The 16213-nt window shown below is 44.6% G+C and carries 12 protein-coding genes; 4 read left to right on the top strand and 8 right to left on the bottom strand.

Going from position 1 to position 16213, the window contains the following annotated elements; translation table 11 throughout:
• Window positions 1-67 precede the first annotated feature (67 nt).
• The 4 genes from glmM to rlmE all read right to left on the bottom strand — a co-directional run bounded on the left by glmM (window position 68) and on the right by rlmE (window position 5022).
• Window positions 68-1408, bottom strand: a complete 1341-nt coding sequence (glmM, locus tag R7E29_RS15165; protein ID WP_005388992.1) for a phosphoglucosamine mutase — start codon at window positions 1406-1408, stop codon at window positions 68-70.
• 19 nt (window positions 1409-1427) lie between these two features.
• Complete coding sequence (gene folP, locus R7E29_RS15160; protein WP_017820419.1) at window positions 1428-2258, bottom strand: dihydropteroate synthase; 831 nt, start codon at window positions 2256-2258, stop codon at window positions 1428-1430.
• A gap of 52 nt (window positions 2259-2310) precedes the next feature.
• Complete coding sequence (gene ftsH / locus R7E29_RS15155) at window positions 2311-4284, bottom strand: ATP-dependent zinc metalloprotease FtsH (protein ID WP_017635895.1); 1974 nt, start codon at window positions 4282-4284, stop codon at window positions 2311-2313.
• A 108-nt stretch (window positions 4285-4392) separates the two neighbouring features.
• Window positions 4393-5022 (bottom strand): 23S rRNA (uridine(2552)-2'-O)-methyltransferase RlmE, encoded by a 630-nt coding sequence (gene rlmE, locus R7E29_RS15150; protein ID WP_005388985.1) that lies wholly within the window; start codon window positions 5020-5022, stop codon window positions 4393-4395.
• Between the two features lie 138 nt (window positions 5023-5160).
• Between rlmE and yhbY the strand changes: the two genes are divergently transcribed.
• Window positions 5161-5457: a ribosome assembly RNA-binding protein YhbY gene (gene yhbY, locus R7E29_RS15145; protein WP_005380066.1), complete on the top strand. Its 297-nt coding sequence runs from the start codon at window positions 5161-5163 to the stop codon at window positions 5455-5457.
• A gap of 84 nt (window positions 5458-5541) precedes the next feature.
• Here yhbY and greA read toward each other — a convergent pair whose 3' ends face one another.
• Window positions 5542-6015 carry a transcription elongation factor GreA gene (gene greA, locus R7E29_RS15140; RefSeq protein ID WP_005380065.1) on the bottom strand — a complete coding sequence of 158 codons (474 nt, stop codon included), beginning with the start codon at window positions 6013-6015 and terminating at the stop codon, window positions 5542-5544.
• Between the two features lie 545 nt (window positions 6016-6560).
• Here greA and R7E29_RS15135 point away from each other — a divergent pair.
• Both R7E29_RS15135 and dacB read left to right on the top strand, forming a co-directional pair.
• Window positions 6561-7583, top strand: coding sequence for a porin (locus R7E29_RS15135; protein ID WP_005380064.1), 1023 nt, complete (start codon window positions 6561-6563; stop codon window positions 7581-7583).
• A 186-nt stretch (window positions 7584-7769) separates the two neighbouring features.
• Window positions 7770-9191, top strand: a complete 1422-nt coding sequence (gene dacB / locus R7E29_RS15130) for a serine-type D-Ala-D-Ala carboxypeptidase (protein ID WP_005380063.1) — start codon at window positions 7770-7772, stop codon at window positions 9189-9191.
• Here dacB and R7E29_RS15125 read toward each other — a convergent pair.
• Both R7E29_RS15125 and tyrS read right to left on the bottom strand, forming a co-directional pair.
• Window positions 9170-10015, bottom strand: a complete 846-nt coding sequence (locus R7E29_RS15125; protein ID WP_213906510.1) for a magnesium transporter — start codon at window positions 10013-10015, stop codon at window positions 9170-9172. The genes dacB and R7E29_RS15125 overlap by 22 nt on opposite strands.
• A 418-nt stretch (window positions 10016-10433) precedes the next feature.
• Window positions 10434-11621: a tyrosine--tRNA ligase gene (tyrS, locus tag R7E29_RS15120; RefSeq protein WP_017820416.1), complete on the bottom strand. Its 1188-nt coding sequence runs from the start codon at window positions 11619-11621 to the stop codon at window positions 10434-10436.
• A gap of 130 nt (window positions 11622-11751) precedes the next feature.
• On the opposite strand from tyrS, the gene R7E29_RS15115 reads away from it, so the two are divergent.
• The gene (locus R7E29_RS15115) at window positions 11752-13044 is read left to right on the top strand and encodes a peptidoglycan DD-metalloendopeptidase family protein (protein WP_005386530.1); all 1293 of its coding nucleotides are present in this window, start codon (window positions 11752-11754) and stop codon (window positions 13042-13044) included.
• Between the two features lie 64 nt (window positions 13045-13108).
• Here the strand turns inward: R7E29_RS15115 and vmeK are convergent, their stop codons facing one another.
• The gene (gene vmeK / locus R7E29_RS15110) at window positions 13109-16213 is read right to left on the bottom strand and encodes a multidrug efflux RND transporter permease subunit VmeK (RefSeq protein WP_054576316.1); all 3105 of its coding nucleotides are present in this window, start codon (window positions 16211-16213) and stop codon (window positions 13109-13111) included.

Below are 16213 nucleotides of genomic sequence, written 5' to 3'. Positions count from 1 at the left end.
TGCGTTAAGCGCTCAAAAAAAGGGCAAAAGATGCCCTTTTCATTCAAGACATGCTTTAACGCAATGATTAACAACTTGCTTTAACAGCCTCAGCGATTTTCAATGCTGAGTGTTGAACTAGTTCACCATCTTCGCCTTCCACCATAACGCGGATCAAAGGCTCAGTGCCAGACTTACGCAGCAGTACACGCCCTTTATCACCAAGTGTCGCCTCTACTTCAGCGACAGCGTTTAATACAGCTGTAGCTTCAAGAGGGTTACTTTCTCCTGAGAAACGGACATTTTCTAAAACCTGAGGATATAATGTCATTCCTTGCGATAGTTCATATAAAGACATATCGCTGCCAATTACAGAAGCAAGTACTTGAAGTGCAGCAACAATCGCATCGCCGGTTGTGACTTTATCTAATAAGATCACATGGCCTGAGTTTTCAGCACCAATTTTCCAACCTTTTTCTAGCAGTTGCTCCATGACATAACGGTCACCAACAGCAGCACGTACAAACGGAATGCCTAGCTGCTTTAAACCATTTTCCATACCCAAGTTAGTCATTAGTGTACCAACAACACCACCCTTTAGCTCACCACGACGAAGTGCATCACGAGCGATGATATAAGCAATTTGGTCACCATCAACTTTGTTACCTAGGTGGTCGACCATAATGATGCGGTCACCATCACCATCAAATGCGAGACCAAGATGCGCTTGCTCTTCAACAACACGCTGTTGAAGAGCTCGTACGTCTGTTGCGCCCACTTTTTCATTAATGTTGATGCCGTTAGGCTCTACGCCCATAGCGATAACTTCTGCCCCAAGTTCTTTGAAAACATTTGGAGCGATGTGGTACGTTGCACCGTGCGCACAGTCTACTACGATCTTAAAGTTCGCAAGGCTCAACTCAGATGGGAAAGTACTCTTACAGAATTCGATGTAACGACCAGCTGCATCATTTAGGCGGGTTGCTTTACCAAGCTCAGCAGACTCCACACATTCAATTTCTTTATCTAACTCAGCTTCGATCGCCAATTCGATATCGTCAGGTAGCTTAGTACCCTCAGAAGAAAAGAATTTAATGCCGTTGTCGTAATATGGGTTATGTGATGCAGAAATCACAATACCAGCCTCGGCACGGAAAGTCTGAGTTAAATATGCCACAGCTGGAGTTGGCATGGGACCAGTAAATGTTGCTTTAAGTCCCGCAGCTGCAAGGCCAGCCTCTAGTGCAGATTCAAGCATATAACCTGAAATACGTGTATCTTTACCTATGATAACTTTCTTTGTGCCTTGTTTCGCTAGTACACGACCAGCAGCCCAGCCAAGCTTAAGTACGAAGTCTGGAGTGATTGGGTATTGTCCTACTTTACCGCGCACACCGTCAGTACCAAAGTAACGTCTTTCATTCGACATAAACTTTCCTTTATTATTTTTAAATATTGTTTTTCGTCATCTCAACAACTTTCATCGCTTCGATTGTCTCTTCAAAGTCATGCACGCGAATGATCTGCGCGCCTTTCATCGCGGCAATCGTAGCACAAACGACACTTGCGTTCGTACACTCTGCCGCTGGCTTGTCTAACAGTTTGAAGATCATGGATTTACGAGACATGCCAGCCAAAATAGGCAGGCCGAATTCATGAAACTTTTCAAGATGAGCAAGCATATGATAATTGTGTTCGATTGTTTTGCCAAAGCCAAACCCAGGATCGAGAATCAGTTGAGATTTATCAATCCCTGCTGCTTCACACGCCGCGATACGTTCTTCTAGAAAAGCCGACACGTCCCCCATTAAATCATCATAATGAGGGTCAACTTGCATGGTCCTAGGCTGACCTTTCATATGCATCAGACAAATTGGAAGGTTTGCTTCTGCTGCGACTTCCAGAGCACCTGGCTCTTGCAGCGAGCGGATGTCATTGATCAAATCAGCCCCAGCATCAATTGCTTGACGCATCACTTCTGCTTTACTGGTGTCAACGGAAATCCATACATCATATTTTTCACGAATGGCTTTGATTACTGGGACAACACGCCTAAGCTCTTCTTCCAAAGACACATCCGGTGCACCAGGTCTTGTTGATTCACCACCAACATCAACAATACTTACACCAGCCTTTATCATTTTATCAACTTGAGCAAGAGCAAGTTCAATTGAGTTGTATTTACCGCCATCCGAAAAGGAATCCGGTGTCACATTTAGAATGGCCATGACATGTGGACGCGAAAGGTCCAAAGATTTGTTATTTGCTGTAATCATCATCATAAACACAAAAACCCCGAGATAACTCGGGGTTTAATATTATCGATACTCTTTATTCAGAGTCTTTCTTTTCAGGCGCTTCGTTAGAAGTTGTTTCAGAAGAGCTAGGCTGTTCTGCATCTTTCGCAGTCTCCGTTGCTTCTTCTTTAACTTCTTGCTTTGCTTGAGGCTTGTCGCTGTCTTCTGGTTTGCTTGCTGAGTTATCACTCCAGCCCGCAGGCTCACGAATTTCAGCTTTGCGCTCCATTAAGTCATCAATCTGGCGAGCATCAATGGTTTCATACTTCATCAGCGCATCTTTCATCGCATGCATGATATCCATGTTCTCTTGAAGAATCTTCTTCGCACGATCGTAGTTGCGGTCAATGATCTGACGAACTTCGTCATCAATCAACTTCGCTGTATCGTCAGACACATGTTTAGTCTGAGTTACACTACGCCCTAAGAACACTTCGCCTTCATCTTCTGCATACAGCAGAGGGCCAAGCTTTTCAGAGAAACCCCATTGAGTAACCATCTTACGAGCAATATCTGTTGCGCGCTCGATATCATTAGAAGCACCGGTTGATACTTTGTCAGCACCGTAGATAAGTTCTTCTGCTAAACGACCACCGTACAAGCTAGAAATCATTGATTCTAGGTGTTGGCGAGACATACTCACGCGGTCCTGCTCTGGAAGGTACATTGTTACACCCAACGCACGACCACGTGGAATGATAGACACTTTGTACACTGGATCGTGTTCAGGAACCAAGCGACCAACAATCGCGTGACCCGCTTCGTGGTATGCGGTTGACTCTTTCACTTCCTCAGACATCACCATTGAACGGCGCTCAGCACCCATCATGATTTTGTCTTTCGCCAGTTCAAACTCAACCATAGAAACGTTGCGCTTGTTACCGCGCGCAGCAAACAGGGCTGCTTCGTTAACTAAGTTTGCTAGGTCAGCACCAGAGAAGCCTGGAGTACCACGTGCGATGAGAGAAGGCTCTACATCACCCGCTAGAGGGACCTTACGCATGTGAACTTTTAGGATCTGTTCACGGCCACGTACATCTGGAAGACCAACTACCACTTGACGGTCAAAACGACCAGGACGCAGTAGCGCAGGGTCTAGCACGTCCGGACGGTTAGTCGCAGCGATAACGATAATACCTTCGTTACCTTCGAAACCATCCATCTCAACGAGCATTTGGTTTAGTGTTTGTTCACGTTCATCATGACCACCACCAACACCTGCGCCACGTTGACGACCTACCGCATCGATCTCATCGATAAAGATGATACAAGGTGCAGCTTTCTTTGCTTGTTCAAACATGTCACGCACACGAGATGCACCAACACCAACGAACATTTCTACGAAATCAGAACCAGAGATAGTAAAGAATGGTACTTTCGCCTCACCGGCAATGGCTTTCGCTAGAAGCGTTTTACCCGTACCAGGAGGACCAACCATTAGAACACCCGTTGGAATCTTACCGCCCAGTTTTTGGAAGCGGCTTGGATCGCGTAGGTAGTCCACCAGCTCTTTCACGTCTTCTTTTGCTTCGTCACAACCAGCAACGTCAGCAAAAGTTGTCTTGATTTGTTCTTCGCTCATCATTCGAGCTTTGCTCTTACCAAAAGACATGGCGCCTTTACCACCGCCGCCTTGCATTTGACGCATGAAGAAAATCCATACACCAATTAGTAAGATCATTGGGAACCAAGAGATGAAGATAGTACCAAGCAAGCTTTGCTCTTCTGGAGGCGTGCCTTGTACTTTCACGTTTTGGTTAATTAGGTCATCTAGAAGCTTTTGGTCATACACTGGCATGTAAGTGACCATTTTGGCACCGCCGCCACGACGAACAAAGCTAATTTCACCGTCTTTAAAAGTTGCTTCTTGAATCTGGCCTTGGCCAACTTCCTGTACAAACGTGGTGTAATCCACGGTTCTGCCATTGCTTTCTCCAGGGCCAAAGCTCTGGAATACCGACATCAATACGACGGCGATAACAAGCCACAGAATTAAATTTTTTGCCATGTCACTCAAGGTGTAAGCCTCTCGATAACTAATTGTAATTAAAGGTAGGGTACTACAGTTCATTAACTGTAGCTATAGTGTTAACACGCTCTCAAGAGAGCAAAATGGTTAACCTTTGTAACCAGTGGCTACGACGAAGACCTCTCGAGAGCGAGCTCGCGATGAGTCTGGTTTTCTAATTTTTACGGCTTTAAACATGTCTCGGACTTCTTTCACATACTGATCGAAGCCTTCCCCTTGGAAAACCTTTACGACAAAGCTACCATTAGGCGCTAGAACTTGTCGACACATATCTAAAGCTAATTCAACTAAATACATAGCGCGAGGTTGATCAACAGAATTGTTTCCCGCGATGTTAGGCGCCATATCAGACATTACTACGTCTACCATGGAAGGTTGGATCCTTTCTAGCAAAGCTTCCAATACTGCATCATCACGAAAGTCGCCTTGTAAAAAGCTAACGCCAGCAATCGGGTCCATAGGAAGCAAGTCACACGCGATGATCTGACCACTGTCCCCTACTATCTTAGCAGCATATTGAGACCATCCGCCCGGCGCAGCCCCCAAGTCGACGACTGTCATTCCAGGCTTTAACAATTTATCTTTCGTTTGAATCTCATCGATCTTGAAATAAGCACGTGAGCGGTAGCCTTTTTTTCGGGCTTCATTCGCGTATTTATCATCAAAGTGTTCTTTCAACCAACGACCAGAACTAGCCGAATGTTTTTGTTTACTCATTTTAATCCCAACAAGGCACAAATTGGAGCTATTGTTTTAATAGGCGCTACCTATTACTCAATAAATTATAGTCTTCAGCAATAGATGGCGTTAAAATAGCTTTTTTCAACCCTTATTTTAAAGAAAATTGGCCGCGTAATGAACCTAAGCACCAAACAAAAGCAGCACCTTAAAGGCCTAGCTCACAGTTTAAAACCTGTTGTGCTAATGGGCGCAAATGGACTTACAGAAGCCGTGCTAGCAGAAATTGAAATCGCTCTTAACCATCACGAACTTATCAAAGTAAAAGTTGCTTCGGAAGATCGTGAAACAAAACAGCTAATCATCGACGCTATCGTACGTGAGACGGGCGCTGAAAAAGTTCAGACTATTGGTAAAGTGCTTGTGCTATATCGCCAGTCTGAAGAGCGTAAAATCGAAATCCCTCGTAAGTAACTCTACTTACGTTGCTGAAGAAAAAAGGTCGCCTGAGGCGACCTTTTTGCGTTTTATCAGAGTAGTAATGCTACTCCAAACGACTTAGATATATTCTACTCGGTCAATTTCGAAGTCTTTCGCGCCACCCGGAGTTTGAATAGCAACTTCATCGCCTTCCATCTTACCAATCAGGCCACGAGCAATAGGTGAGCTCACTGAAATGCGACCTGCTTTGATATCGGCTTCGTCATCACCAACGATTTGGTACGTTTTTTCTTCTTCGGTGTCGATATCAATCAAGGTTACGGTTGAACCAAAAATAACTTTACCCGTGTTCTCCATCTTCGTTACATCAATAACTTGAGCAACTGACAGTTTGTATTCAATGTCACGGATTTGTGCTTCACAAATGCCCTGCTCTTCACGAGCGGCGTGATATTCAGCATTCTCTTTTAAATCACCTAGCTCACGAGCTTCAGCAATTGCCTCTGAGATCTGAGGACGTAGTTTAAGTAGACGATCGAGTTCTGCACGTAGCTTTTGCTCGCCACGTAGTGTCATTGGAACTTTTTCCATTTTATAACCTCAAGCCCAAATGGGTCTTTGGACAAAAAAAGCCCACCCTGTCATAGGACTGGGTAGTGCGCTTAAAGATGTATTTCGTTTAGTGTAAACAAACTCCCGGACGAAATCATCTTAATTCGAAAGACAGCAAGACTATGCCTTTTCGGCATAATGATATAACTCACTTTTAGAGCGGTTCTAGGGCGAATCACCTTCTCAATTTATTGAAAAACAACACTGTTCATTACACCAAAAACCTCAAAAAAGATAAAAACTAATCAATGTCAGGCCAATGTCATTGCCAATAATTTCAATCAAAAACAGTAATTTAAATAAAAACAACGCACAATTGAACAGTGTTCATCAGTGGGATTTATATCATTTTACTAACTCATACGGAAACTTTAGCAGTAAAACATGTCCAGCGAGTTGTTAGATCAATGGCTTACAAGTGCGAACTATATCGCTCAATTAGCCAATTTTGGACCAACAACTTGTGAGAGATCACCTCTCCCCCATACAACAATGATTATGGACAGCTAACTAGGACAAATAAGATGAAAAAGACTCTAATTGCTCTTTCTGTATCTGCAGCAGCTATGGCAACTGGCGTAAACGCAGCTGAACTTTACAACCAAGACGGTACTTCTCTAGAAATGGGCGGCCGTGCTGAAGCACGTCTATCTATGAAAGATGGCGACGCTCAAGACAAATCTCGCATCCGTCTAAACTTCCTTGGTAAACAAGAAATCAATGACAACCTATACGGTGTTGGTTTCTGGGAAGGTGAATTTGAGACTGCTCAAAACGGTACTGTAGACGGCGACGACAAGAGCGATCTAGAAACTCGTCTTGCTTACGCTGGTCTTGGCGGTGCTTACGGTGAGTTCGCATACGGTAAAACTGAAGGTGCACTAGGCGTTATCACTGACTTCACAGATATCATGGCTTACCACGGTAACTCTGCAGCAGACAAACTAGCTGTATCAGACCGTACAGACAACATGATGGCTTACAAAGGCCAGTTTGAAAACCTAAGCGTAAAAGCAAGCTACCGCTTCGCTGATCGTATGGAAAACAAAAACACTGGTGAGTACTACGACAACAAACAAGACGGTTACTCTCTATCTGCAATCTACGCTCTAGCTGACACTGGTCTTGAGCTAGGTGCTGGTTACGCAGATCAAGACAAAGCTAACGAGTACATGCTAGCTGCATCTTACACAATGTCTGATCTTTACTTCGCTGGTGTATTCACTGACGGCGAGAAAATGGAAGATTCAAACAACAGTAACACAGTTGATTACACTGGTTACGAGCTAGCGGGTGCTTACACTCTAGGCCAAACAGTATTTACAACATCATACAACAATGCAGAAACTAACAACGAAACTTCTGCAAACAACTTCGCTGTTGATGCTTCTTACTACTTCAAGCCTAACTTCCGTGGTTACATTTCTTACAACTTCAACCTGATTGATGCAGGTGACAAGTTTGGTTCAACTGACACGAGCAAAACAGTTGCAACTAAGATCGATGCTGAAGACGAGCTAGCTCTAGGTCTACGTTACGACTTCTAATTCCGGTCTTTGACTAGAATATCGAATGCCCGCTTTAAGCGGGCATTTTTTATACTTAATTTTAAGCAGCGCGCCTTTCTCTCGTGTCTCATTCATGAAGACATTTGAAGCATTTCTTTAGTTACCTAGCATATTGAAAGGACTTGCGTATACTCAATCACATAACTCACCTTAGAAAGTATCATTATGCGTTTACGTTGGCCCTTGCTCATATTCTCTTCATTACTTTCTGCTTTTTCACAAGCGTACCCTCATCAAGAAGTGCTGCCTGAAGGCGCCCGCATCAGTTTAGTTGCGGAAAAACTCAGTGAAAATGCTGAGCTTGACGGTGTTCATCCTACCGAACAACTGTTCCCACCAGCGAGTACATTAAAAATCGTCACCGCATTAGCCGCAAAGCTAGAACTGGGTGATAATTTCCGGTTTCGAACCAAGCTGGAAACGTCGAACTCAGATGCAGTGATTTACTTTGTCGGCGACCCAACACTCCAAACCAACGACTTAAAATCACTCCTCACTCTAGCTAAGAAAAATGGCTTAAAACGGATTAACGGTGACCTATGGCTCGATAACAGCGCATTCACTGGTTATAACCGTGCGGTGGGCTGGCCATGGGATATCTTGGGAGTTTGCTACAGCGCTCCGGCATCGACCATCACACTCAATAACAACTGTGTACAAGCCTCTATCTATACACAAAAAGATGGTGGAACGCGGGTCTACGTACCAGAGCATCAACCTATTCGTGTCACAAGTACCGTAGAAACAGTTTCTAAAACCATTAAGAAAAGTCGTCATTGTGACTTAGGTTTAGTTGCAAATCCCGATAACAACTACAAGCTAACAGGGTGCTTGGTTGAAAGAGACAAACCATTGCCACTGAAATTTGCGGTTCAAGACCCTGAGCGTTACACCAGTCAAAGGTTGGCGGCTTTGCTCAAGGAGCTCAACATTGGGGTATCAGGACAGATTAGGGTCGGTACGGCGCCAGAAAAGCAGCGAAAACTCATCGCAATGCATCAATCAAAAGCCTTACCAGACATTCTCGAAGATATGCTCAAAAACTCTGACAACTTGATTGCCGACACATTAACCAAAACACTTGGTGCTAAATTTTTCGTTCAGCCAGGCAGTTTTACTAACGGTACAGAAGCGATCAAGCAGATCATTTTCGCCAACACTGGTATTGATATTCGTAATGCGCGCCTAGAAGACGGCTCAGGACTTTCGCGAAATAACCGGATCTCCGCGACCAAGATGGCTGAAATGCTGCGCTATATTTGGAAGCATGAAAACGAACTCAAATTGATTGCCATCATGCCGAAATCAGGTGAATCCGGCACATTAAAGTACCGACAAAGTATGCGAAAACTTCCAATTAAAGGACAGCTGATCGCGAAAAGTGGCTCTATCTACGGGACTTACAATATGGCTGGATATGGCTTGGACAAAAATGGTCAACCTAACACCATTTTTGTTCAGTTTGTTTCAGACTACTTCCCAGAAAAACGGGACGACAACACACCTGTCATCGCCCCGATTACACATTTTGAGCAGCTTTTTTACAATGACATTGTGAACTTTAGTCAGGCAATACCTAAGAAATAGTTCACCACGTTAAAGTAAATCCACATTCCTGAAATATCGACGATAGACGCAAGAACTGGACTCACCAATACGGCTGGGTCCAACTTGCAAGCTCGTGCAATAATTGGCAACAGCCCGCCCAATGTTGTAGAAATGGTGACTTGAATGAACAGCGCAACTGCTATTGCCAGTGCGATATCGGTTAGTTCAAAGCCTCCTGTTGATTGTCCTGCACTAAATAACATAATGCGTCCAATCATCACGATAGCGATCGCTAGCGCAATAAATAGAGCGACTCGGCTCTCTTTCCACAAAACTTCTAACCATTGGCGTTTTTTTAACTCTCCAGTAGCAAGAGCACGAATCACCAAAGTTGCTGCTTGTGTTCCTGTGTTACCACCAGCAGCTGCAATCACTGGCATGTACACTGCAAGTAAAACAAGCTGACTAAGGGTGTCCTCATACTGAGCGATGATCAAGCCTGACACTATCCCTAAAAGAGCCAGCGCAATGATCCATCCAATACGCTGTTTTACATGCCCTAAAACACTAGTTGATAAATAACCATCGGGTGTATCAACTTCAGACATATGCAGACCCAGTTGGTGAGCATAATGACGTGCGCGTTTGTCATGACCTGCTTGCTCAAGTTGAGCAATAAGACTATTCACATAGCCGACAGAGCAATGCTGTAAAATACCTACAGCCTCATCAATCGGCATAACCGTAAGCAAATAGACTTGTTGCTCTTGCTCGTACTGCAAGAATGCATTGCGAGCTGCACCAATTTCTACTTCAGAAAAGTTTGGTGTTGTTTCAATAAAAGTGTTGTTCATTACCGTCATGGCGAATCTCCCGATTGGCATTGGTAACGACCATCGACAAAGCATGAAAAGCCACTCTTGCACGCTAAAAGTCAGACAACAATTAAGATGCACAGAGAAAACCAATGCGAATGCACTGTCTATTCAGAATGTATGAAGGAAATAACGAGAAGAAAATTAGAAAAGATGCCTCACCACTTAGGTAAGGCGGAGATCGCCAATACCGAAGCGGGTTATTTCGCTCCCTTAATCTTACTCACCCAACGACTGGGAGGATGGTCGGTATTGTTCATGTAAATCTCCGATAGCGCTGCCATTATTGGCAGCGCAAGTATAGTAGCAAAGTTCATCAGGTATGGAAGTTTTACTTTGCCGTTTTTGCTAAATTTTCATACAAAAAAAGCGCCCTTCGGACGCTTTCATTTGCAGTCATTATGAATTACTGAATAGTAATACGAGCAAATTTACGTTTGCCTACTTGGAACACGTAAGTACCCGCTTCTGGAGCAAATTTGCTGTCCGCAATTTTTTCACCATCAATCTTCACAGCGCCCTGCTTGACCATGCGCATCGCATCTGACGATGATGGACATAAGCCTGCTTCTTTCAACAGATTACTCACTGGGCGACCTGCGTCAAAGTCAAACTCTGGCATTTCATCAGGAATTTGGTTCTTCGCAAAACGGTTTACGAATTCTTGCTCTGCTGCATCGGCATCGGCTTCACTGTGGAAACGAGCAATAATTTCTTTTGCTAGCAATACTTTGATGTCACGAGGGTTTTTGCCCGCTTCTACATCAGCTTTGAATTGAGCAATCTCTTCCAGAGGACGGAAAGAGAGCAGCTCGTAGTAGCTCCACATTAGGTCATCAGAAATAGACATGATTTTACCAAACATTTCGCTTGGCGCTTCGCTGATACCGATGTAGTTGTTTGCTGACTTAGACATCTTCTTCTCGCCATCAAGGCCCACTAGAAGCGGCATCATCAGTACAACCTGAGGTTTTTGACCGTGAGACTTTTGCAGTTCACGACCCATTAGAAGGTTGAACTTCTGGTCTGTACCACCTAATTCAACATCCGTTTCCATTGCTACTGAGTCCCAGCCTTGTAGAAGTGGGTACATGAACTCATGAATAGCAATTGGCTGACCACCCGCGTAACGCTTTTTAAAGTCGTCACGCTCTAGCATACGAGCAACGGTTTGGTTTGCCGCAAGGCGAATCATACCTTCTGCGCCCAGTTCAGACAGCCACTCAGAGTTAAACTGAATTTTAGTCTTTGCAGGATCGAGAATTTTGAACACTTGCTCTTTGTACGTTTCAGCGTTACGCAATACGTCTTCGCGACTTAGCGGCGGACGAGTTGTGTTTTTACCTGTTGGGTCACCAACCATTGCAGTGAAGTCACCGATTAGGAACGTCACTTCATGACCTAGTTCTTGGAACAAGCGAAGCTTATTGAAAATAACCGTATGGCCTAGGTGAATGTCAGGTGCTGTTGGATCAGCGCCCAATTTAATACGTAGAGGACGGTCTTCTTTTAGTTTTGCGATTAGCTCTTCTTCTGGAATCAGCTCTTCAACACCGCGCTTAATCTCGGCTAGTGCAGCTTCAATGCTCGCCATTCTTGTTCACTCCCACAGATTTGGCAAAAATATAATAGCTGAACATATTACTTGAATAGCGATGCATTTTGAAACACGTTAGACTAGGTAGTTGTCACTTTTTCCGTTTAATTTAGCAATCAAGTACCTCATGCATTCGATTTTTGTCCGACTTCCACTCTTGCACAAAGTATTGATCGGTTTTTTTAGTGCGCTGATTATCTTCGCGCTCTTCTTTTTACCTGATCCGCAAGACCTAGACCCGCAGCAGAGCCGATTAAAAGTTGGTCAACATTATCCTGTGCCAGTTTCCCTCGAACTCAGTGCACTAAATAGTTCATCGCCTGCGGTTCCTGCCGTGCTGCGCTGGGAAACATACAAAGTAAAAAATGGCGAGAGTGCTGCCATCTTATTTAGTCGCGTAGGGCTTTCTGCTCGTCTATTACATGAACTGGTGTCATCAGACAAAGAAGTGGAAAAACAGTTAACTCGGCTTCGACCTGGTGACCGATTGCAATTTGGTTTTGACGAAAATAACGACTTGGTGCAGCTAAGAAGAACACTAAGCGCGTTCGAGACTTTTCGTATCACATTAAAAGACGGCAAGTACGTTTCTGAAGTTGATAAAAAAGAAGTCGACTTCCAGTACAACTACGCTGAAGCCACCATCAAATCAAACTTTTGGAATGCAGGAATATCTTCTGGATTAAATGGTAACCAAATCATGGAACTGGCTGGCATATTTGGTTGGGACATCGACTTTGCTTTAGATATTCGTAAAAACGACAGCTTCCGAGTACTTTACCAAGAGGAAGTGGTAGAAGGTGAAGTAATCGGCCGTGGAAAAATCATTGCTGCGATCTTTAAAAACCAAGGCGATACCTTTACCGCAATATTGGATCAGAAAAGTGGCAAGTATTACGACGAAAATGGGCGTGCAATGAAAAAAGCATTCTTACGCGCGCCGTTGGACTTCCGTCGAGTTTCGTCTAATTTCAACCCACGCCGCTTACATCCAGTGACGGGACGCGTTCGTCCTCATAGAGGCACGGACTATGCGGCACCAGTGGGCACCCCGATTTGGGCGGCTGGTGATGGCGTTGTTCAAAAATCGTCTTACAACAAATTTAATGGTAACTACGTTTTCATTAAACATAGCAATACTTACATTACCAAGTACCTGCACTTAACCAAACGTACTGTACGAGCTGGTCAACGCGTTAAGCAAGGCCAAACCATTGGTACGCTTGGCGGAACTGGCCGTGTAACTGGCCCTCACCTGCACTATGAGTTCCTTGTGAATGGTGTCCATAAAAACCCGCGCACGGTGAATTTGCCACAATCTAAATCCCTGACAGGCAAAGCGAGACAAACTTTCATGGCAAACGCGAAAATTAGCATGGACAAGCTTGAACGCTACAGCAAACTGCTAGCAATGAAGTAAGCCAGGTATTGAAAAGGGCAGCGAAGCTGCCCTTTTTGTTTTGTCGATATCATCACGATAAAGCTTACTGTTCGGAGTGATGCTCTCTCCCGAGCATAAGCAAACACGGTGTCAGAACTAACGTTAGCAAAGTCGCAAACGCCAAACCACCCGCGACAGCGGTCGCAAGCTGAGACCACCATTGAGTGCTTGGTGCGCCAAACTCCACTTTCTGATTAACTAAGTCGATGTTCATTTCTAACACCATTGGCAATAAGCCTAATATGGTGGTCACCGTCGTAAGTAAAACGGGTCTTAAACGCTGCACACCCGTACGCAAAATAGCCTCAGATTTTTCTAAGCCACGTTTACGCATCTGATTATAAGTATCGATTAAAACAATATTGTTGTTTACCACGATACCAGCCAACGCAATCACTCCAATTCCCGACATAATGATGCCAAATGGCTTTTGGAAAATAAGTAACCCGGCGAAGACACCAACGGTAGAAAACAGCACTGCACTAAGGATTAAGAAAGCTTGATAAAAGCTATTAAACTGCGTAATTAAAATCAAAGCCATCACACCAAGCGCGACAATAAAAGCATTTTGCAAGAATGCTGATGAGTTTTCCTGCTCTTCATTTTGACCCCGAATCTTATATTCAATGCCTTCCGGTAAGTCGAGCTGTTCCATTCCAGCGGCAATCTTAGGTAACTCAAGCGCCAAATTGTAACCTTCCACCATATCCGCTTTAATATTGATAACTCGATGACTGTCGACCCGACGAATAGTGTCTTGCTTATGATCTGGTTTGATTTGAGCAAAATTCGTAATCGGTACCAGACCAGCTGCCGTTTTCACTCTCAGTTGATCAAATCGACCTATGTCGCGCTTATCTTGCGGATAGCGCACCAAAATATCGACTTCTTCATCCGCATCATCGGGCAAATAATCGCCTATTTTCAAGCCGTTCGTAACAAACTGGACGGTATTCCCGACTAAAGTAGCATCCGCTGCAAAGCGAGAGGCGTCATCTCGCTGGATATCAATTTGCCAATCAATCCCTTCCTTATTAGTGGTATCACTCAAGTTGGTCAGTGCAGGATTACCATCAGCCCAATGTCGTACTTTTTTGGCTGCTTCATCTAACGCACTAACACTCAAATTTCGTGATGACACTTCAATCACGAGATCATGCTCGACAGGCGGTCCTGCGTCCGGGAATTTATACTCAAGTTCAACACCATAAAAGCGGTCTGTCGTCTCTTTTAGTTCCTCAATAATGGTTTTCACTTTGCGTCGATACTGCCAATCCACAGGCGTTATTTGAATCTGGCCAATCTCGTCCCCATTATCGCTCGATCCTGTGCGCGTGTAGACACTTTCAAACTCGTCATGACCGAGCATCACCTTCTCGATTTCGCGCATAACAACATCTTTTTCGTGAATAGACAGGTCACCATAAGAACGAACTTTAACGGTAAAAAAGGCAGGGTCCACCTCAGGGAAAAACTCTGCACCCAAGCCAGCTTTGTTGTAAGTGAAGCCGACACCTGCCGCTAGCAGTATCGCGCTGAGTAAGACCTTCCATGGATGACGAATCGCTACCGACAGAGTCTGGTAATAAAGCTTGGTAATGCCTGTCGCTTTTTCAAAGTTGCCGTTATGCAGCTCAACCATTTCTCGCTGAGCTTTCTGATTGACTACTTGAGGCTTGCCAATGATCCCACCGATGACAGGAACGAACAATAAAGCCATCATCAGAGAAGCGGCCAAAGTAGCAATTAAAGTAAGTGGTAAGTACTTCATGAACTCACCAGTGATGTCTGGCCAGAAAAGTAACGGAGCAAACGCAGCCAATGTGGTTGCTGTGGATGCGGTAATAGGCCAGGCCATTCGCTTTGCGGCATCTCGATAGGCTTCTTTACGTGGCGTTCCTTCTTGCATGCGCCGATCTGCAAACTCTGTCACCACAATGGCACCATCCACCAACATGCCTACTGCCATAATTAAAGCAAACAGTACGACGATATTGACCGTCAGCCCAAATACCGATAACACCAACAACCCAGTCAAGAACGATCCTGGAATAGAAATCCCCACGAGAAGCGCGGTCCTAACCCCCAATATGGCAATAATGACGATAACTACGAGGATAATTGCGGATAAGATATTGTTTTGTAGATCACTGAGCATCAATTTGACATCGTCGGATTGATCCCAAGTGTATTTAACTTGCAAATTGTCGGGCCACTCGGCGCGCTTCTGTCCCTGAGCCAGTACTTCTTTTACCAGCTCAACCGTTTCAATGATGTTTTCCCCTGCCCGTTTTTTTACGTCCAAAACGATGGCAGATTCGCCATCTAAACGAGCAAAACTTTCAGGATCGCGAAATGCACGCCGTACTGTCGCCACATCGCCAAAAGTGATCACCTCTTTTCCATTCACCTTGATAGGTAGTTCAAGCACATCTTTCAGTGAATCAAAAACCGATGGGACTTTTACCGAAAAGCGTCCATACCCAGTATCGACAAACCCCGCAGCCACAACTCGGTTATTCAAGGCAATTAAATTATAGATATCCGCTTGATCGAGACCGTAGCTTTCCATCAATAGCGGATCGACAACTATCTCCACGATGTCTTCGCGATCTCCTGCGATTTCAACCTCAAGAATCTGACGGAAACTTTCCAAACGATCACGTAACGTTCTGGCAATCTGAACAATGGTTCGCTCTGGTACGGTGCCATAGAGCACAACGGTCAAAACAGGCTCTTCAGATGCAAACGTGACTTCGTTTACCGTTGGCTCATCACTGTCCTCTGGTAACTTTGGCTTCGCAAGATCAACCGCATCACGCACATCTGCCATCGCTTTATCAAGATCCACTCCGACACTAAATTCCAGCGTCACCGAAGCATGACCTTCTGATGCCACAGAGGTCATCTCTTTTACGCCTTCAATAGAGCGCAACTCTTGCTCTATTGGCCGAACTAATAAACGCTCGGCATCGACAGGAGAAATGCCTTGATGCCCAACAGAAACGTAGATAATAGGAATGGTAATATCAGGGCTCGATTCCTTGGGGATTGTGACGTAAGTAATGACACCTGCAATTAATATCATCACCAACAATGTCAGCATAGTGCGAGCGCGAGATAACGCAGCATCAATCAGAGTGTACAT

Origin of the sequence: Vibrio sp. Vb1729 (genome assembly GCF_033338655.1) — a bacterium.
Lineage (GTDB): Bacteria > Pseudomonadota > Gammaproteobacteria > Enterobacterales > Vibrionaceae > Vibrio > Vibrio alginolyticus.
The sequence above is the reverse complement of the archived record's forward strand: the minus strand, read 5'-3'. Positions and strand labels throughout refer to the sequence as shown.

Excerpts from the sequence above, each read along its gene's own strand:
- dacB (WP_005380063.1), top strand. The coding sequence starts at position 7,770 with ATGCGTTTACGTTGGCCCTTGCTCATATTCTCTTCATTACTTTCTGCT.
- yhbY (WP_005380066.1), top strand. The coding sequence starts at position 5,161 with ATGAACCTAAGCACCAAACAAAAGCAGCACCTTAAAGGCCTAGCTCAC.
- R7E29_RS15115 (WP_005386530.1), top strand. The coding sequence starts at position 11,752 with ATGCATTCGATTTTTGTCCGACTTCCACTCTTGCACAAAGTATTGATC.
- greA (WP_005380065.1), bottom strand. The coding sequence starts at position 6,015 with ATGGAAAAAGTTCCAATGACACTACGTGGCGAGCAAAAGCTACGTGCA.
- rlmE (WP_005388985.1), bottom strand. The coding sequence starts at position 5,022 with ATGAGTAAACAAAAACATTCGGCTAGTTCTGGTCGTTGGTTGAAAGAA.
- R7E29_RS15125 (WP_213906510.1), bottom strand. The coding sequence starts at position 10,015 with ATGACGGTAATGAACAACACTTTTATTGAAACAACACCAAACTTTTCT.
- R7E29_RS15135 (WP_005380064.1), top strand. The coding sequence starts at position 6,561 with ATGAAAAAGACTCTAATTGCTCTTTCTGTATCTGCAGCAGCTATGGCA.
- tyrS (WP_017820416.1), bottom strand. The coding sequence starts at position 11,621 with ATGGCGAGCATTGAAGCTGCACTAGCCGAGATTAAGCGCGGTGTTGAA.
- vmeK (WP_054576316.1), bottom strand. The coding sequence starts at position 16,213 with ATGTACACTCTGATTGATGCTGCGTTATCTCGCGCTCGCACTATGCTG.
- ftsH (WP_017635895.1), bottom strand. The coding sequence starts at position 4,284 with ATGGCAAAAAATTTAATTCTGTGGCTTGTTATCGCCGTCGTATTGATG.
- folP (WP_017820419.1), bottom strand. The coding sequence starts at position 2,258 with ATGATGATTACAGCAAATAACAAATCTTTGGACCTTTCGCGTCCACAT.
- glmM (WP_005388992.1), bottom strand. The coding sequence starts at position 1,408 with ATGTCGAATGAAAGACGTTACTTTGGTACTGACGGTGTGCGCGGTAAA.